Origin of the sequence: Rothia sp. HSID18067, from assembly GCF_003989445.1 — a bacterium.
Taxonomy (GTDB): Bacteria; Actinomycetota; Actinomycetes; order Actinomycetales; family Micrococcaceae; genus Rothia; species Rothia aeria.
In genome coordinates this window covers 134,717-153,418 of the sequence record NZ_RBMF01000001.1, presented here as the reverse complement: position 1 = coordinate 153,418, position 18,702 = coordinate 134,717, and the positions used below count along the sequence as shown (strand labels likewise).

The 18,702-nt window shown below is 60.2% G+C and carries 16 protein-coding genes; 6 read left to right on the top strand and 10 right to left on the bottom strand.

What is annotated here, in order from left to right; translation table 11 throughout:
• Positions 1 to 5: 5 nt before the first annotated feature.
• From D8M23_RS00790 to dapE, 5 genes are all read right to left on the bottom strand, one after another.
• Positions 6 to 1,469 carry a hypothetical protein gene (locus D8M23_RS00790; RefSeq protein ID WP_238693714.1) on the bottom strand — a complete coding sequence of 488 codons (1,464 nt, stop codon included), beginning with the start codon at positions 1,467 to 1,469 and terminating at the stop codon, positions 6 to 8.
• 134 nt (positions 1,470 to 1,603) lie between these two features.
• A complete protein-coding gene (locus tag D8M23_RS00785) occupies positions 1,604 to 1,975 on the bottom strand; it encodes a protein translocase TatA (RefSeq protein WP_037234899.1) in 372 nt (123 codons plus the stop codon).
• A 144-nt stretch (positions 1,976 to 2,119) separates the two neighbouring features.
• Positions 2,120 to 3,424, bottom strand: a complete 1,305-nt coding sequence (locus D8M23_RS00780) for a hypothetical protein (protein WP_126853108.1) — start codon at positions 3,422 to 3,424, stop codon at positions 2,120 to 2,122.
• Positions 3,425 to 3,428: 4 nt separating this feature from the next.
• Positions 3,429 to 4,190 carry a hypothetical protein gene (locus tag D8M23_RS00775; RefSeq protein WP_126853107.1) on the bottom strand — a complete coding sequence of 254 codons (762 nt, stop codon included), beginning with the start codon at positions 4,188 to 4,190 and terminating at the stop codon, positions 3,429 to 3,431.
• A 127-nt stretch (positions 4,191 to 4,317) separates the two neighbouring features.
• Entirely contained in the window at positions 4,318 to 5,448 is a 1,131-nt protein-coding gene (dapE, locus tag D8M23_RS00770; RefSeq protein WP_126853105.1) for a succinyl-diaminopimelate desuccinylase, read from the bottom strand.
• A gap of 285 nt (positions 5,449 to 5,733) precedes the next feature.
• On the opposite strand from dapE, the gene dapD reads away from it, so the two are divergent.
• The 6 genes from dapD to D8M23_RS00740 all read left to right on the top strand — a co-directional run bounded on the left by dapD (position 5,734) and on the right by D8M23_RS00740 (position 11,652).
• On the top strand, positions 5,734 to 6,708 hold the full coding sequence (gene dapD, locus D8M23_RS00765) for a 2,3,4,5-tetrahydropyridine-2,6-dicarboxylate N-succinyltransferase (protein WP_037288233.1): 975 nt from the start codon (positions 5,734 to 5,736) through the stop codon (positions 6,706 to 6,708).
• Positions 6,709 to 6,884: 176 nt separating this feature from the next.
• Complete coding sequence (galE, locus tag D8M23_RS00760; RefSeq protein ID WP_037234826.1) at positions 6,885 to 7,901, top strand: UDP-glucose 4-epimerase GalE; 1,017 nt, start codon at positions 6,885 to 6,887, stop codon at positions 7,899 to 7,901.
• 512 nt (positions 7,902 to 8,413) lie between these two features.
• Entirely contained in the window at positions 8,414 to 9,157 is a 744-nt protein-coding gene (locus tag D8M23_RS00755; RefSeq protein WP_006887474.1) for an amino acid ABC transporter ATP-binding protein, read from the top strand.
• 9 nt (positions 9,158 to 9,166) lie between these two features.
• Positions 9,167 to 10,015 carry a glutamate ABC transporter substrate-binding protein gene (locus D8M23_RS00750; protein ID WP_126853103.1) on the top strand — a complete coding sequence of 283 codons (849 nt, stop codon included), beginning with the start codon at positions 9,167 to 9,169 and terminating at the stop codon, positions 10,013 to 10,015.
• A gap of 21 nt (positions 10,016 to 10,036) precedes the next feature.
• A complete protein-coding gene (locus tag D8M23_RS00745) occupies positions 10,037 to 10,720 on the top strand; it encodes an amino acid ABC transporter permease (protein ID WP_037234821.1) in 684 nt (227 codons plus the stop codon).
• The gene (locus tag D8M23_RS00740) at positions 10,717 to 11,652 is read left to right on the top strand and encodes an amino acid ABC transporter permease (protein WP_126853101.1); all 936 of its coding nucleotides are present in this window, start codon (positions 10,717 to 10,719) and stop codon (positions 11,650 to 11,652) included. Before D8M23_RS00745 ends, D8M23_RS00740 begins: the two co-directional genes overlap by 4 nt.
• Positions 11,653 to 11,812: 160 nt before the next feature.
• Here D8M23_RS00740 and dapC read toward each other — a convergent pair whose 3' ends face one another.
• From dapC to D8M23_RS00715, 5 genes are all read right to left on the bottom strand, one after another.
• Positions 11,813 to 12,970, bottom strand: a complete 1,158-nt coding sequence (dapC, locus tag D8M23_RS00735) for a succinyldiaminopimelate transaminase (protein WP_006887445.1) — start codon at positions 12,968 to 12,970, stop codon at positions 11,813 to 11,815.
• Positions 12,971 to 13,190: 220 nt separating this feature from the next.
• The gene (fdxA, locus tag D8M23_RS00730) at positions 13,191 to 13,511 is read right to left on the bottom strand and encodes a ferredoxin (protein ID WP_004005129.1); all 321 of its coding nucleotides are present in this window, start codon (positions 13,509 to 13,511) and stop codon (positions 13,191 to 13,193) included.
• Positions 13,512 to 13,852: 341 nt separating this feature from the next.
• A complete protein-coding gene (locus D8M23_RS00725; RefSeq protein WP_126853099.1) occupies positions 13,853 to 15,220 on the bottom strand; it encodes a PIG-L family deacetylase in 1,368 nt (455 codons plus the stop codon).
• A 143-nt stretch (positions 15,221 to 15,363) separates the two neighbouring features.
• On the bottom strand, positions 15,364 to 17,274 hold the full coding sequence (gene typA, locus D8M23_RS00720; RefSeq protein WP_006887470.1) for a translational GTPase TypA: 1,911 nt from the start codon (positions 17,272 to 17,274) through the stop codon (positions 15,364 to 15,366).
• A 492-nt stretch (positions 17,275 to 17,766) separates the two neighbouring features.
• Positions 17,767 to 18,687, bottom strand: a complete 921-nt coding sequence (locus tag D8M23_RS00715) for an NUDIX domain-containing protein (protein WP_126853097.1) — start codon at positions 18,685 to 18,687, stop codon at positions 17,767 to 17,769.
• Positions 18,688 to 18,702 lie beyond the last annotated feature (15 nt).

Genomic DNA, 18,702 nt, shown 5'->3' with positions numbered 1-18,702 from the left:
TAGTTTTAGGGCAGCTGCATATCTCCCGGGCCGTGGCTGTGCCACAGCCAGCCGACCCACACCAGCTGCATCAAAACACCGCTAAGCACCAGCAGCCAACGGTACGCTTTTGAGTCTTTCCCGTAGCTCATAAGCACCAGAGCGAATGGGAAGAGCGGCAGCAGAATGCGGAATGTTGAGGACTGCGGCAGCCAGAAAATCCCCAGGTACACTGCGTAACATACGCACCAGATAAGCATGACGGGGTGCAGCAGGGTACGGGTGCTGCGGGAGAAGAGCCACAGGAAATAGGCGGCGAACCCGGCCACGATCAGCGTAATGATGGCCCCGGTGCTCCAGCGGTTCAGGTAGAGGCTCAGCTCATCCACCCACTGCACCACATAGTGCTGACCGTCCTCAACGGTGCGGCCGCTCCAGCCGAGCTCGGTGGCCAGGTAGGCGTCTAACCGCCCGGTTTTATACGCCGCGTGCAGAGCGTGCGTGAAGGCGAAAAAGCACACGGTAAGGGCGCTGAGCAGGTGCACGGCACGCGCCGCGAAAGCCGCCAGAAACACCCTGCCTGAACTGGTACGGGGCTGCTCGGCGGAGCGGACACGGTATTCTGCGACTAGGCAGTACAGCCACCACACACCCGCGAGCGCACCCAGCGGTACACCCACCGGGCGGGATTGTGCGGCGAGGAACGCCACCGGCAGGGCCCACAGGTACCGATCTTGGGCCAACAGCAGCACAAATAGGGCAATCGCGAAGATAGTTAGCGCTTCCGCGTAGCCGGTCACGAATACGGCGGCCGGACCGCAGAACCCGTAGGCGGCAACAGCCCACACGGCCGTGGAACGGTGCGGGGAGTTCAGGCTCACGCGGGTTTCAAATACCCCGTGTTCGCGCCAGTTCAGGCACCCCACGAAAAGCAGATACAGCACCCAGGCGAGAGCGAAACTGACTGCCACGCTGAGCAGCACCGTACTGATAGCAAAGGGTATTCCGGTGGTGTCGGCAATAATGCCTGCAATCTTGGGCTGCGCCGGAAGAAACGCCCATGTGTTGTGTGCGACCACGCCTTTGCCGTAAACCGGCAGCTGACTGGGGTACCCGTCCGTGTAGATCCGCTCATACCATTCGGCGTCCCACCACCCCATATATTCCAGCAGTCCCGGTCTGTGCCCGTCCCCTACACGCTGCTGGGCGGCTACCTGCTGCATACTCACAATCCAGAACACTATAAAGCCCCAGAGGCGGCTTAACGCCCACACGCTTGCTACCTGCGTCCACGCGGGAAGTGCGGCGAAGCGGCTGTGCGCACGGTGTAACGCCGCAGCGGCAGAGGCGGTTATCGCATCAAACGGTGAAAGCCCACCCTGCACAGCTGCGGCACGGTGGGTGGGGTCGAAGCGTTTTAAACCGCGTGAGGGAGGCTGTCGCGGTGAATCCGCATCATCATCTATAACAGGGCGGGTTCTCTCGCTCATTCTTGTACGCTTCTCCATGATATTGGTGCATTCGCGGGGTTTTTCTATAATACCAAGCGCCAGCACCACCCCAGGCACAATAAATCCCCCGGCCCGTGGGGGCGGGGGATTCCAGCAGTTGCCTGCATCTGCGGCTAGGTTGCTTCGGTGTCGAACGGTGCGTAGGCTCCGCGCGGCAGCCGGGTGATATTTGATGCGACGGGTTTGTTCTTCTCTTCCCGTTCCTTCGCTTCACGGGCGCGTTCGGCGTCGTCCTCAGCGAATGCTTCACGCACAATAACACGCGGGTCGTACTGGCGTGGGTCGTACTGACGCCAGTTAATGTCGTCAAGGCCGGTGTCGCCCAGCGCATCTTTGAAGTCGTCTTTAGCGTCAAAGGCCATGCGCCGTACGGTTTTAATGAATTCTTTGGCTTGGCGGGCGTACTCGGGCATACGTTCGGGGCCGATCACGAAGAACGTGAGAACGACCAGAACGATAAATTCGAGACCACTAATACCAAACACAACAGTTAGACTATCAGGATTTACGGTGGGGCGTAACATCCTACGCCCACAGGTTACTTATTCACTGCAAATATTTTTACCTGCCGAGCGGGGTGATAGCGCAGGCAGATGCCGCACCGTCAGCCCCCCGCGACCCTCACCGGTTTAGGGCGGGTAGTCGCCGCCACCGGGGTTCTGCTTCCAATGCCACAGCCACCCCACCCACACCAGCTGCAGGGTGGCACCTGAGAGCACCAGCAGCCACCGGTACGCGCGGGAGGCCGAGACCGCTGCCATTGGCAGAACCAGGGGAAAGAGCGGCAGCAGCAGCCGGAACGTAGAAGACTGCGGGTTCAAGAAGATCAGCAGGTACGCCGCGTAGCATGCGCACCAGAGAATCAGCGGCCCTGACAGTACCCCACGCACCGCGGGGGAAAGCAGGACGAGAGCGAAAACCACTACCAGAAGCACCAGCAGGGGGATGGAAAACACCCCGAAGTAGATGGATCCCTGCTTCAGCCACGGCTCGAACAGAGCCAGGTGGGAGCTGCGCCAGGCGGTTTCGGTAGCCGTGTAGGCATCGACGCGCCCGGTCACAGCCCATGCGATGGCGGGCCAGATAAGAGCGCACGCGCACACCATAAGGGCGCTGACCAGCTGCACCGCGCGGGAGGCGAAAATACGCCAGAAACCGCGCGGGGTTTCCCCGTCGGCGCGGCGGCGCGCATCGGCGCGCATATCGGTGATGAGGCAGATAAACCACCACAGCCCGGCGGCAGCACCCAGGGGTACACCCACAGGCCGGGACAGGCAGGCGAGGGCGGCCACGGGCAGCAGCAGCAGGTATCGTGCGCGCACCATCAGGTACAGTGCCCAGGCGAGGAAGATCAGGTTTACAGATTCGGCGTAGGGTGCCTGCAGTACGGGGGCTACAGGCAGGAATGCGAAGACCGCCACGGCCCAGCACCCCAGGGAGGTGTTTTCTGCTGCGTCGGTGCGGCCTAAAGCCTGCAGGCTGGCGATGCATAATTTGTAAACAATCCAGGCTGCGATGAACCCGGCCAGCAGGGCCACAGTCGAGGCGACCGCATAATATTCCAGGCCCGTTGTGCGGGAAATGTAGCCGCTTGTGAGCGGGAAAAGCGGGTAGAACGCCCACTGGTTCTGCATGACCGTTCCGCTCATATCCTGAGGTAGTTCAACGGGGTAGCCTCTGTCGGCGATCTGCCAGTACCACCCGGAGTCCCAGGTGCTAATAAATTCGAGGTACCCTAGGCGTTCCCCCCATGGGCCCCACAGCTGCTGCCTGCCGACCATGCTGAAGACGGCCACACCCCACAGTCTGCTGAGACCGTAGATGAGAAGCACCCGCAGGATGACCGGTAGTTCAACGAATAGGGTGCACAGGTAGTGGCCCCAGCCGTGAAGGCGCGTGTAGAGTCTGTCGAGAATGGTGCTGTCGGTACTCATTCGGTCAGGAGTCCGCCTTATCGGTGGTGTGCGCCGATTCTTTATCCGCGATTTCCTTATTAATGGCGACAATAGCCCCGCTGGTGCTGCTCTTGTGCTGCTCGGAGTCATCCTCATGCGGCTTAGCCGCTGCGGGGGTTTCAACGGTGGTTTTCGCGGAGGACGCTACCACGGCGTTGGCCGCAGTGTTGGCGGCGTGGGCGGCGCGTCCCGCTTCGGACCAGGGAAGTACCTGTTGGGAGGTGGCGGGGTGCGCCCTATCAGGTGCCGTGCCGGTGTCTGCGGTGGCGTTGGCGGAGTCTTCGGAGGTGAGGGGATCATCCGCTGGGTGCCCCTGGGGAGCCTCAGCCTCTTTGCGGTCCCGCACATCGTTATCCGGTGCCTGCGCCGTGCGGCCGGTGTCCGTATGAGCTGCCACAGCTTTTTCGGGGGTTTCTTCTTCGGCGGCGGAAGTGCCAGCTGCTGCCGCTGCGGGGGCCTCGTGCGCTGCATCCACCTCACCTGTTTCAGGCTCCTGCGGGACGGCCTCGGCTGCTGCATTATCTGCCGCTGCGGGGGCGTCTGGCAAGGGTTCAAGAACCACAACCTGTTGCCCCGCCAGCTCGGGGGCGGGCTGCGTGCGGGCACCGAAAACGTTCAGCCCGTCCCCCGCGACATGCTCGAAGAAGGCTCGCCCGGGGAACGCGCGGTCGCTGCTGATGACTACAGCGCTGTAGATAACAATCAGCAGGGTTGCGAGGGCAAGTAACGTTATCAATATGTTCACGGGTACCTCCGGGCAAAAAGGGCGGGGTTCCAGTTTAACCTAACGAACCGGACTTGGGCGCGTATTCGGCGGCACGTTCCATCCGGTGGGTCATTGCGGTATCGGTGCTGGCAGGCAGCGTGGGCCACTAGTCGCTCATGAGCCAGCTTCGCAGTTCGCTGTAGCACCGGTTGAGTTCGCTGAAACACACATGCTCATTGTCGGTGTGCGCCAGTAAGGCATCACCGGGGCCGAAGTTCACCGCAGGGATGCTGATTTCGCTTAGCCGCGCCACATCCGTCCACCCGTACTTGGGTTTGGGCTCCTGCCCCACAGCGGCAATGAGGGAGGCAGCCAGCGGCGTGTCAAGGCCGGGGCGGGCCGCCGGGGAGAGGTCAACGAAGTCCAACTCATACCCCTGGAAGAGTTCCTGCACGTGGGCCACGGCCTCGTCCAGGGTCTTATTGGGGGCGAACCGGTAGTTCACGTGAAGCGCGGCCGCATCGGGGATGACATTGCCCGCCACTCCCCCGCTCACCTGCACGGCGTTAAGCCCTTCCCGGTAATCCAGTCCCTGCACCCGGTAGGTTTGCGGCGTGTAGTGCGCCAGTGTGGTGAGCGCATCAGCCAGGTGATGGATCGCGTTCTCCCCCTTCCAGGCCCGCCCGGAATGCGCAGCCAGCCCGGTGGTCCGAAGGTAAAAACGCATTGTGCCGTTGCAGCCGCCTTCGATGGTGCCATCGGTGGGCTCTAGAAGCACCCCGAAATCGGCGTCGGTAATCAGCTCGCCGTGGTTGCGGATCAGCCGCGCCAAACCGGATTTTTCGCTGGCCACTTCCTCATTGTCGTAGAAGATGTAGGTGAGGTCGTAGTCCGTTTCGTGAGCAGTTAATTCGGCGGCTAGCTTAAGTTGTACCGCCACACCGCCTTTCATGTCGGTGGCCCCGCGCCCGTACAGCACCCAGTCGCCGTCCTCTTCAACCACGCGGGAAGGTACCGTACCGAGCGACCCCGCCACGGTAGGCAGCGGCACGGTGTCCAGATGCCCGGCGAGCAGGATGCGGGTGCGTTGCTTCCCGTTCTGCGGCCCGAAGTTGGTGCGGGCAATAATGGCGTCCCCGTCACGCACCAGGTGCAGGTGCGGGTGGGTTTCCAGGGCCCGGTAGATGGCGTCGGCGAGGGTTTTCTCTTCCCCCGAGACAGAGTAAATATCAAGCAGAACCCGAGTCAGTTCGGGCATGGAGACGTTCGTGTCGATGGCTGCGGTGGGGTGGCTCATGGGTCCCTTAGCTGTAGTGTCAGTCGCATTAGCGGCGCGGTTCTTTACCCTAATATTCAACCTTATCTGCGCCCCGGAAGCCACCTTCAGCCGCCCCCGGACGCTGGGTGCGGGGCGGGGTCTTACCCATTGCCCCTTATCAGGAACCGTTTGCGGGGCGGCACCTGGTTATCGGGGCCGTCATTGAAGACGTTGGCGGCCTTTGCACCCTGAGGTTTACCCGCAATTAACCCTCAAGAACCCCGCCCTGCGGGCGCCTACACCCAATCCCGGCGCATCCCTATAATTAAAGGCATGTCTGAAAACGCTTCAACCGAAACTCGTTACGCTTCCGGCGTGGCCCTCGTTAATGTCGTCGCCTCCGGCCCCGATGCGGGCACGGTACTGGATGCGTGGTTCCCCGCGCCTGAGCTCACCCAAACCCCCGATCTTTCCCTCGCGGATGAGCTTGAAGAGCTCACCGGCGAGCACCCCGAACGCAATGCCCGCACTGAGGTGCGCACCGCCTCCATTGATTTGGATGAGGCCCCTGAGGACGCAGTCGATGGGTACCTGCGTCTGCACCTGCTCTCGCACACCCTGGTGCGCCCGAATGACCTGAATCTTGAGGGGCTTTTCGGGCACCTGGCGAACGTGGCGTGGACGAACCACGGCCCGGTACTTGCCACCGAGCTGAACAAGCTCGCGCTGGGCCTGCGGAAGCTGGGGCATTTGAGCGTAAGCCATGTCGATAAGTTCCCGCGCCTTATTGACTATGTGGTTCCCACCGGGGTGCGTGTGGGTGATGGTGACCGCCTGCGCCTGGGCGCGCACCTGGCTGATGGCACCACCGTCATGCACGAGGGCTTTGTGAACTTTAACGCTGGCACCTTGGGCACTTCTATGGTTGAAGGCCGCATCTCCCAGGGTGTGGTGGTTGGCGATGGCTCCGATGTGGGCGGCGGCGCCTCCACCATGGGCACCCTCTCCGGCGGCGGTACTCAGCGTGTGTCAATCGGTGAGCGTTCCCTGCTGGGTGCTGAGTCTGGTATTGGTATCGCCCTGGGCGATGACTGTGTGGTTGAGGCGGGCCTGTACGTGACCGCCGGTTCCCGCGTGATTGTGCTTATCCCGGGCGAGGATGTGCGTGTGGTGAAGGCCGCCGAGCTGTCGGGTGTGTCGAACCTGCTGTTCCGCCGTAACTCGGTCACCGGCGCGGTTGAGGTGCTTCCGCGCGCTAAGAATAGTGTGGAGCTGAACGAGGCGCTGCACACGAACTAGCTCCTTTGTGCCTTTCTGATGCCCCAAGGGCGTGAGAGGCCAGTGAGTTTGGCAACCCGCCGGGTGCCCCCCGCACGTCAATGCACGGCTGGGGAGCATCCGGCGGGCTACTATTTAAAGTGCTACCCCTGAACTTACCGTATCCGGTGCGCACCGGCGTGCCCGAAAGGATAAATATGAAGATTCTGGTCACCGGCGGCGCCGGCTATATCGGCTCCCACACTGTGCTTGAGCTGCTGAACGCGGGCCACGAGGTGGTGGTCATGGATAACCTCTCGAATTCCTCCGAAACTTCGCTGCAGCGCGTCGCCGAGCTTGCCGGGCGCGCCCCCGAGTTCCACAACGTCGATCTGCTGGATCTGGCGGGCATGAAGGAGCTGTTCACCAGCACCCAACCGGACGCGGTCATCCACTTTGCGGGGCTGAAGGCTGTGGGCGAATCCGCCGAGAAGCCGCTGTGGTACTACCAGACGAACGTCGCCGGCACCCTGAACCTGCTCTACGCCATGGAGGAGGCGAACTGCCGCTCCATCGTGTTCTCCTCGTCTGCGACCGTGTACGGTGAGCCTGAGTCCATGCCGTTGGTGGAGAAGCTGAACATGGACGCACAGTCCTGTTACGGGCGCACCAAGGAACATATTGAGGATATGCTCGTGGACCTGGCGGCCTCCGATGACCGCTGGAATATTGCGCTGCTGCGTTATTTCAACCCCGTGGGCGCGCACGAGTCCGGGCGTATCGGTGAAGACCCGTCAGGAATCCCGAATAACCTGGTGCCGTTTATTGCCCAGGTGGCGGTGGGCCGCCGCGAGCACCTGAACGTATTCGGCAACGACTACCCCACTGTGGACGGCACCGGTGTACGCGACTACATTCACGTGGTTGACCTTGCCGATGGCCATCTCAAGGCGGTGGACTACATTACCGAGCACGGCGGGCTGCACACCTGGAACCTGGGCACCGGCAACGGCTATTCGGTGCTTGAGGTGCTGCACGCCTTCGAGAAAGCTTGCGGTAAGGAGCTGCCCTATAAGATTGTGGCGCGCCGCCCCGGCGATGTTGCTGTCTCTTACGCCGACCCGTCCTCGGCACTGGCTGATTTGGGGTGGAGCGCATCCCGGGATATTGACACGATGGTGCGCGATCACTGGAACTGGCAGAAGAACAACCCGAACGGGTATGAAGAACAATAGCCAATAGGGGCTTACAGTGCCCCGCTATGCGCGCCCCAGCAGGCACCCGCCTGCTGGGGCGCGTTTCTGCGTTTACGGGGCGAAAAGCCCTGCCCACACCTCTCGTGACTATGCGTTGCTTTGGGTGGGTTTATGTGCGATTTACCGGCAGGATTTTTACACAAACAGGGCCGCCGCACCCGCGCTCCCCTACTGGCCCGCCCCACCGCATTCATCAGATCCCCCGAAAACACAGGATCTACCGAGTACCTGACACCTGAACACCCCGCACAACCCGCTTCTGTGATATATTCAACTCACTTTTGGTTTCCTTGAGTTTTCGCGGGAATACGCCCCACCCAATACCTTAAACACCAGAATATTTACACCGATTACCGAATCTTTAACATTCCTGTTACATCCCCGGCGTAAGCTAGGTTACTACCGTGATGCGCGTGATTCTTCCGGCTCACAGCCCACGCGCCGCGTCGTATCTGTTGGGCATAGCCCCACCGTGTGTAAAGGAGAACCCTATGAGCGAAGCCCCACTCGTGCGTATTCACGACGTCAATAAGTACTACGGGCAAAACCATGTGCTCAAAAACATTAACCTCTCCGTCAATAAGGGCGAAGTCATTATCCTGCTCGGCCCTTCCGGCTCCGGCAAATCAACCCTGTGCCGAACCATTAACCGCCTCGAAACAACTTCCAGCGGAACCATCACTATCGACGGTAAAGACCTCCCCCAAGAAGGCCGCGACCTCGCTAAACTCCGCGCCGAAGTGGGCATGGTCTTCCAATCCTTCAACCTTTTCGCCCACAAAACCATCCTCGACAACGTCACCCTTGGCCCCCGCAAAATCCGCAAACTCCCCAAGGCTGAAGCCGAGGCGGAAGCCATGAAACTGCTGGCGAAAGTGGGCGTGGAATCCCAGGCCGAAAAAATGCCGGCCCAGCTCTCAGGCGGCCAGCAGCAGCGTGTGGCCATTGCCCGCGCGCTCGCCATGAAACCCAAAGTCATGCTGTTTGACGAGCCCACCAGTGCGCTCGACCCTGAAATGGTGAATGAAGTACTCGACACCATGGTCTCCCTCGCCCGCGACGGCATGACCATGATCGTCGTAACCCACGAGATGGGATTCGCCCGCAAGGCGGCCGACCGCATCGTCTTCCTCGCGGACGGCGAGATTGTTGAAGAGGCCACCCCGGATGACTTCTTCACCAAGCCCAAGAGCGAACGCGCCCGCGACTTCCTCTCCAAGATCATCGACCATTAGGAGCGCGCCATGAAAAAATCGTTCATTAACCGCGCCGCAGCTAAGTTCTTTGCCGCCGGGACCGCCGCCGCGCTCGCCCTCGGGTTCGCCCTCACCGGCTGTTCCAGCGCCGCAGATGCTAAGCCGAAGATCCGGATTGGCATTAAATACGATCAGCCGGGCTTAGGCTACCAGGACGGTCGGGAATTCACCGGCTTCGACGTGGACATTGCGAAGTATATTGCGGGTAAGCTCGGTTACTCGGAAGAGCAGATCGAATTCGTGGAGTCCCCCAGCGCCAACCGCGAGAATATGCTCTCCAACGGCCAGGTGGACATGATTGTGGCCACCTATTCCATTAGTGATAGCCGTAAGAAGAGCATTGACTTCGCGGGCCCCTACTATGTGGCGGGGCAGGATCTGCTGGTACGCTCCGATGAGACGAATATTACCGGCCCCGACAGTCTCAACGGTAAGAACCTGTGCTCGGTGACCGGTTCAACCAGCGCCAAAAAAATCCAGGACAAGTTCGCTAAAAACGTGAACCTGGTCAATCAGAACAGCTACTCGGACTGTGTGGTCGCACTCAACGGCGGCGTGGTGGATGCGGTAACCACCGATGACATTATTCTTGCCGGGCTTGCCGCCACTAAGGCGAATAAGGGCAAGCTCAAGCTGGTGGGTCAAACGTTCACCACCGAAAAGTACGGTGTGGGCCTTCCCAAGGGTACCAATAAGTGTGAGGCCGTCAATAAGGCCATTAATGAGATGGTCGCGGACGGCACCTGGCAACGGCTGGTGGAGAAAAATACTGAAGGCACCGGCTACACCTATAACTCCAACAATAACCCACCGCATCCTGGCGCCAGCTGCGCCTAATGCCTGACCGAGAGGTAAACGATGTCATTCTTTGACCAACTCGGCGCCCTCCTCGCCAAATACGATGTGGTGGGCGCGTTCTGGGTCAATGTGCAACTGACCTTCTGGGCCGCTATCGGGTCTTTCGTGCTCGGCTCCGTGCTGGCGCTCATGCGCATTAGTCCCGTACCGTCCCTACGTTTTGTGGGCACCGCCTACGTGAATGCGGTGCGTAATACGCCGCTGACTATTCTGATGACCCTCGCCCTGCTTGGTGTGTGGACGCAGTTTCAGCTCTCGTTTTCAACGAGTTTTGAGACGAACTTCTTTGTCTACGCGGTGATTGTGCTCTCGATCTACCACGCTTCTTTTGTGTGTGAGGCTATCCGTTCGGGTGTGAATACGGTTCCCACGGGGCAGGCGGAGGCGGCGCGTGCTATTGGCTTGGGGTTCTTCCCCACCGCCCGGCACGTGATTTTCCCGCAGGCGCTGCGCGGTTCTATTACTCCGCTGGGTAATACGCTGATCGCCCTGGCGAAAAATACGACGGTTGCTTCGGTCGCCTCGGTTGCCGAGTCCTCCGGGTTAATGAAAACCATGATTGAGTTCGACCCGAATATGGTGCTGGCCATCTTCCTCATGTTCGCTTTGGGGTTCGTGGTGATTGTTGTGCCCCTGGGCGTACTAACCACCTGGTCCTCACGTAAACTGGCGGTGAAGCGATGAAACTTCTGAATTCTAAACTCGATACCAGCACCAGCGTGCTGTTTGACACCCCCGGCCCCCGTGCGAAGGCGATGACCCGCTGGTTCAATATTGGCGCGATCGTGCTTCTGGCTGCGTTTATGGCGTATGTGCTTTCGGTGATGGGCGCTAAGGGCCAGCTGGAGGCTGAGAAGTGGACTGATCTGTTCACCGCAAAAGCGTGGGGCTCGTACTATCTGCCGGGGCTTCTGGCGACTTTGCAGGCGGCGGGTATTTCGGTAGTGACTTCCGTCGTATTTGGTGTGCTGTTCGGCATGGCGCGCCTGGCGCAGAACCGGCCAATGCGCTGGTTCGGTACCGTGGTGGTGGAGTTTTTCCGCGCCGTTCCGGTGCTGATGATGATGATTTTCTTCTGGCTGTTCCTGAGCCGGTTCAGCTGGATTAACCCCGCGCAGCTGCCGTTCTTTGCCGTGGTTATCGGTTTGACCCTCTATAACGGTTCGGTGATTGCCGAACTGCTGCGTTCGGGCGTTAAGCAGCTGCCGCGCGGTCAGGGTGAGGCGGGCCTGGCAATCGGTTTGACCCCGGGCCAGACTTTGCGCACCATCCTCATGCCGCAGGCGTTTAACGCCATGATGCCCTCCATGCTCAGCCAGTTCGTGGTGATTCTCAAGGACACTGCGCTCGGGTACATTATTTCGTACCCCGAACTGCTGGCATCTGCTCGGCGCATCGGCTCGGGTGACGGCAATATTCTGCAGACCCTGCTGCTGGCGGCAGTACTGTTTATTGCGGTGAATTTCTCGCTGACTACGTTCGCCACGTGGCTGGGCGGGTTCCTCTCGTCACGTACCTCTGTGACACCGAAGAAAATGCACCACCTGCCCGGCGAGGTGGATACCCCGAACCCGCCCACGCTGCAGATGTTCGTGCTGCCTGGAAAACGCAAGTAGCGTACAGCACGGTTTAGGGTACGCGACTAGAAACGCCCGGTTCCTCCCGCATTGGAGGTTCCGGGCGTTTGCTTATTTGTGCATCCTTGGCGCCAGCGGCGGAGGCTGTTCTCCTCACGCTGCTATGGGACTGGCATTACCCCGCAGGGAAGGGCACGGGCTATGCGACGCTGCCTTTGAGGCGTTCTGCGGCAGCAGCGACTGCCGCATCCGAGGCGGTGAGGGCGATGCGCACATAGCCGTCGCAGCCCTCTCCGTAGAACACTCCGGGGCCGGCCACAATACCCAGTTTCGCCAGCCGCTCGATCGATTCCCAGGTGCTCTCACCGAACGTGGTCCACAGGTACAGGCCCGCTTCGGAGCCTTCGATTCTCCCGCCTGCGGCGGTAATTGCCTCCACGAGGATTTCACGGCGGGCACGGTATATGTCTTTCTGCGCGGCCACATGCGCATCATCGGTGAGGGCCGCGATCATGGCGGACTGCACCGGTGCGGGTACGATCATTCCCGCGTGTTTACGGGTGTTAATAATGTTCGGCATGATCTGCGCGTCCCCGGCGATAAACGCGGCACGGTATCCCGCCAGGTTCGACTGTTTCGAGAGCGAGTAAGCGGCGAATAGCCCGGTGAAGTCCCCAGTGCAGACGCGTTCATCAAGGATGGAGGGCACGGGTTTACCGCCGCGTGCTGTGTCCCATTCTCCCCAGCCAAGTTCCGCATAGCATTCGTCGCTGGCTACTACGGCACCAATGTCGCGGGCGTGGCGTACAAGCTCACGCAGCTGTTCAATACCGCGCACCACGCCGTTAGGGTTAGCGGGCGAGTTCACCCACACCAGCCGTACCCGCCGTTTCACGTCTTCGGGCAGTTCAGTAAGGCTGTCGGCGGCATAATGGTCGGCCCCGGCCAGGCGCGCCCCAATCTCGTAGGTGGGGTAGGCTGCACGGGGGTACACTACCACGTCACGCTCCCCCGTTTCGGGGTGTGTGCCCAGTCCCAGCAGGAACGGCAGCCACGCCACGAGTTCTTTTGAGCCGACGGTGGGCATCACTTGGTCGGTGCTGAGCCCGTGCACGTTGCGGCGGCGGGCGAACCAGTCCACGATCGCCTGCCGCAGTTCGAGGGTGCCGTGCGTGGTCGGGTAGCCGTGGGCGTTTGCGCCTGCGGCGAGCGCGTCTTGAATGAGCTGGGGGGTGCTATCAACCGGGGTGCCGATGGAGAGGTCTACGGTTCCGCCGGGGTGTTCAGCCGCGATGGCACGGTAGGGGGCGAGCGCCTCCCAGGGGTATTCGGGTAGGTCTATGCCGTATGCGCGCATGGTTCTCCTTCACCGGCGGGGGCCTGTAACTCTGTGGTGGGGCGTAGCTATTGTATCGCGTGGGCGGGCCTTGGGGTACGGGTAAAGCCCCCGTTCCCACCGTATAAGATGCGGGTGCGGGGGCTTCGGTGTTTTGTAGGCCACCATTGAGAAAGTTGTAGTTCAGAAAGTGCGGGCCGGTTGTTTCCCGGAATGCGGGTGTGTGTCCGCTGTGTGGAGGCTATTCTCCTTGCGGTGGTAGTGCCGCAATGAAGGGAACGTCTTTGCCGGTGGGGCCCATTTTGGCGGCACCGCCGGGTGAGCCGAGGTCGTCGAAGAATTCGGCGTTGGCGGTGATGTATTCGGACCATTCTTCGGGTACGTCGTCTTCGTAGTAGATGGCTTCGACGGGGCATACGGGTTCGCAGGCGCCGCAGTCCACGCATTCGTCGGGGTGGATGTACAGGGTGCGGTCGCCTTCGTAGATGCAGTCTACGGGGCATTCCTCTACGCAGGCGCGGTCCTTCACGTCTACGCAGGGCAGTGCAATTACGTAAGTCATGGGTGCCTTTCTTGAACCGGTTTCAGCGCCCACTGCCCCACTGTTGGTGGGGTGTGGGGTGTGTTGGCGCTGGGGCATGGGGTATCCGCCCGAAAGCCTGTGTATAAGTCTATCTCGCTACGGCGTTTTTACAATATTTTCGTGGCGCAGTGAACAGGTGTTTGAGAGGTAAAATACCCTATTTTTTAGGCTAGGCTGTCCTGCAAAATTCTAGCGTTCCCCCTAGTCAGAGCCTTAAATTTAGCAGAATAAGAAAATAAAGTTAAGTTCGCCACATAGTTTTTGGGCGTGTTTTTATGTCGCAGCGTCACTCACGCGGCCCATATATAGCTCACTCGGTGTTAGCGTTTGTGAGGCTGCGAAAAACTGGGTGCGCTTTTATGCTCGCGCAGCTGCTGCTTTTCATTGCGCAGGGAGCGTACCGTAACGGGGGCGGCGAGCATGGCAATAATGGGTGCGCCCATCAGCCAGCAGGTGCCCACTATGCCGATTGCGGCACCGGCGGTGGGGTTCACGAGCACAAACGGCGCTTCCGGCCGGGCGTAGGCAAACGCGAAGATGGTAATAAACACGGCTGCTGCCAGGATGGGCGCGGCCACCGGGCGGCGCATCATGGTGGCGCCCCACAGGGAGGCGAAGAATACCGTCAGGTACCCCAGGCCCAGGCCCACTGGGATGGGGGTGTCGCCCGCATACTGTATCCAGGCATGGTAGATGGAACCGCCCAGGGCAGCCATAATGCCCAGCAGGATACTCGTGAAGGAGGTGCTTATTATTCCGGCGGGCTCGTGGCCACTGGGGACTTCAATATTCGCGTCCCCCGCCAATAGTCGGTATGTTTCTACCCCCGATATTTTCTGTTCCACACCGTTTGAGTATTCAAAGGTGTCATCACCGGTCACCACAATTTGGGTACCATATTCGCGCATTGCTTTACGTTTAGCGGTGGTGGAGCCGTAGATCGCCGCCTGGGTGCGTTTATCGGTTTCGTCGAATTCCCCTTCTATACCCCACACCAGCACCGGTTTCTGGCTGCTTTTGAGAAGTGAGAGTGCCTGCATGACTGCCCGGTGGGTGCGCACATGGTCGGGGTGCCCGTACCCGCCGTCGGCATCGTAGGTAATGAGGGCGTCGGGTTTAATGGAGCGGATTGCGTTCGCTATGGCCTGCGCCTGTGGCTCTATGGGTTCTGCGGTGAGCGAGTCGCTGCTGGCCTTGGGGTTGGGGGCTGGTTTGCCGTCTTCGCCCCACACCATGCCGGAGTCGCGGTAAATTTTTCGTGTGCCTGTGGCGGTGGCGGGTGCTTGGCCCAGGTAGAAACGGCTGGCAACACCCAGGGTGCGGGATGCGGCGACGAGTTCGCCGGTGCGGTATTCTCCCAGTGCTTCCCCGTTATCGGTGCATTCGGGGTCGCCAACCTGCAGGTGTTTCAGGTCTTCGGGGATGACCTCACCCATTTCTCCGCGGGTAAGAGTGAGCAGGTGTACTTTGGCACCTTCACGGGCGTAGGCAGCCATTGTTGCGCCCGTTGAGGAGGTCTCATCATCCGGGTGGGCGTGCACGAACAGTAGCACACCGTCTTTAATGAGGCGCCCGTTCGGTAGCAGATTACGTTTAGATGCGGACACTATTCTGGTGCCCTGCTGGGGGTAACTTGGGGTAGCCTCAGACATAACCGTGCTCGCTGCCTCCTTCAACTTAGCGTTCACTATATTCTATCCCCACCTGTGTTCATATGGGCGGTATTTTTAAAAAGTCGGGTGGGGGCGCATCCACACCTGCAGCAGTGTGGGTGCACCCCCACCCGGTGCGCGAACCTTACGGTGCGCGGGGTTTGTGATGCTCGTGTGCCCTAGTTGGCGCGGGCGCGGCGGCGGAATTCACGCACGCGCTCATTCGCATCCAGAATAACCTTGCGGATGCGAATAGCTTCGGGAGTGACCTCCACGCATTCGTCTTCGCGGGCGAATTCGAGGCATTCTTCCAGCGTGAGCTTCTTGGGCGGGGTCAGGTTTTCGAAGCTGTCTGCGGTGGAGGAACGCATATTGGTCAGCTTCTTTTCCTTGGTGATATTCACTTCCATATCGTCTGCACGGGAGTTCATGCCCACAACCATACCCTCGTATACTTCGGAGGTCGGTTCCACGAAGAAGGTGCCGCGTTCCTGCAGGTTAATCATGGCGTAGGGTGTTACCGCGCCGGCACGGTCGGCGATCATCGAACCGTTGGTGCGGTATTCAATATCGCCAGCCCAGGGTTCGGGGTCGATCGAGTACGACGACGAGATACCGGCGCCGCGGGTTTCGGTGAGGAACTGGGTGCGGAAGCCGATCAGGCCGCGCGCGGGTACCGCGAATTCCATGCGCACCCAGCCGGTGCCGTGGTTCGACATGTTCTCCATGCGCCCCTTACGTGCCGCCATCAGCTGGGTTACGGCCCCCAGGTGCTCTTCGGGCACATCAATAATCATGTGTTCCATCGGTTCATACAGTTTGCCGTCGATGGTTTTGGTGACTACCTGCGGTTTACCCACGGTCAGTTCGAAGCCTTCGCGGCGCATCTGCTCCACCAAAATAGCGAGGGCAAGCTCGCCGCGGCCCTGAACTTCCCAAGCATCTGGGCGCTGGGTGGGCAGAACCTTGATGGAGACGTTACCGATAAGTTCACGGTCAAGACGGTCCTTGACCTGGCGTGCGGTCACTTTCGCGCCCTTGACGCGGCCCGCCATCGGAGAGGTGTTAATGCCGATGGTCATGGAGATCGCCGGGTCGTCCACCTTAATAAGCGGCAGCGGCTTGGGGTTTTCGGCGTCGGTCAGGGTTTCACCAATGGTAATGTCTTCGATACCGGCGACCGCCACGATTTCGCCGGGGCCTGCTTCTTCGGCGGGAACACGTTCGAGCGCTTTGGTTGCCAGCAGCTCGGAGATACGCACATTTTTAATATTGCCGTCTTGGCGTGCCCAGGCGACGGTCTGCCCTTTCTTGAGGGTGCCGTTGAAGATACGCACGAGCGCCAGACGGCCCAGGAACGGCGAAGAGTCAAGGTTGGTCACATGCGCCTGCAGCACCTCATCAGGGTTGTAGGTGGGGGCGGGCACATGCTCGATAATGGTCTTAAACAGCGGTTCCAAATCGTCATTATCGGGCAGGGCGCCGTCGGCGGGTTGGTTCAGCGATGCGGCGCCAGCTTTGCCGGAGGCGTAGACGACCGGCACATCGAGCACGCTGTCGAGGTCAAGGTCGGGCACCTCCTCGGACAGGTCCGATGCCAAGCCGAGCAGCAGATCCATCGTTTCGCTGACGACCTCGTCGATGCGCGCATCCGGGCGGTCCACCTTGTTCACCACCAAAATGACGGGCAGCTTCGCGGCGAGTGCCTTGCGCAGCACGAAGCGGGTCTGCGGCAGCGGGCCTTCGGAGGCGTCCACGAGCAGCACCACGCCATCGACCATAGAAAGGCCGCGTTCAACTTCGCCGCCGAAGTCGGCGTGTCCGGGGGTGTCAATCACGTTAATGGTGATGGTTTCACCGTTCGCGGAGGGTCCATCGTAGAACACGGTGGTGTTCTTCGCAAGGATGGTAATGCCTTTTTCCTTTTCAAGGTCGCCGGAGTCCATCACGCGGTCTTCGACGTCTGCGTGCGCCGAGAACGCGTGGGTCTGCTTGAGCATCGCATCCACGATGGTGGTTTTGCCGTGGTCAACGTGTGCCACGATCGCCACGTTGCGCAAATCAGGGCGCGAAGCGGTGTTTTCAGACATGCGTAATTTTTCTCGCTTAAATCTAGGGGTACGGTACTGCCCGCCACGCCGTGTGAGTGCATCACCACGGATGCGCGGTACAGGGCCACTGTGTGGGCACGGCAAACGCGCCCTAGTGGTGGGCTTGCCTGTCCAGTGTACCACCTGTCCTGATCCATATGGGCGAGGTCGGCGAAGAAATGGTCGATGTCTTCAAGGCATTACTGGGAGCTGACGGCGTGGTCAAGAGCCGCTTCTAGCCGGATCCCGCATATTACACAGCATAAAAAATACCCACATTATATTTATTCAGCGGAATAGTCAACCACCTATTCCGTCATGTTCCAGGGCCGAAGAAGAATGCCCCCAACATTCTTCTTCGGCCCGTTCTCTGTCCCCCTCTCACAAGCATTCTTCTGCCTCAGTAAAGATCCGCTGTTATGTGGGGTCAATGAAGATGAAAACTCACCCATAATTGGTACGCTGATATACCTGCTGCACCCTGTAAGGCGTTTACAGGCCTTTCTCTTGCAGCCACTCATCCAACATGCGGCGGGCCACCGCATTCGTTCCGGGCAGCTCAAGTTTCGGCTCACCGGTGCGCTGCTCCGCAATAGCCTGCGCCAGCTCGGGTGCGGTAAACCAGCGGGCGGAGTGAATCTCACCGTCTAAGTGCGTCACCGGCTGGGAGGCATCAACCGTCACCCGGTAACAGACCATGAGTGAACGGGGGAAAGGCCAAATATCGCTCATCCGGTAATCCAGGCGCAGGGCATCCAGCCCCGTCTCTTCATACACTTCACGGGTCACCGCCTGCTCCAGGTTCTCCCCCGGATCCACAAACCCGGCAATCAGGGCGAACCGGTTGCGCGGCCACAGCCTGTTATTGGCTAATAGAACGCGGCTATTATCCTCGCTCATAATAAGTGCCATCACCGCCGGCTCAATACGCGGGAACACCATCTCCCCGGAACCGGTCAGACGTATCCCTTTGTGGGGGTCCACCGGGGCTGACTCTCCCGTGTAGGCGGAGTATGCCATCTCAATCAGGTAGTCACGTTTCGCCAGCGCCGCACCGTACCGGGCCCGACCCGCCGGGTCGGCGTGCACAGGGTAGAACCGAAAACCCGCCGTGGACACCCCACACCCTTCAGGCAGCGCGCCCAGCTCCTGGGTGAGCGCCGCCAAATCTGCATCTTCAACATAAACAGCGCGGTACTCAATAGCGTGCCGTGCTTCAGGTTTCATGAGTTTAGGTTCCAGACTGACGTCCGTAATACTGCCTTCAGGCGGGCTATCGAGGTAGTGCAGGGTTCCGTCGGCGCCAACCAGGGTGTCACCCGACCGGGAAACAACCAAGTAGCGGGTGCGGCGTGAGGCGGTTTCATCAGCTACGGTGGTATGCGCTGGCAGCTTCTTGTTCTGGGTGCTCATGCCCTCAACTTTACG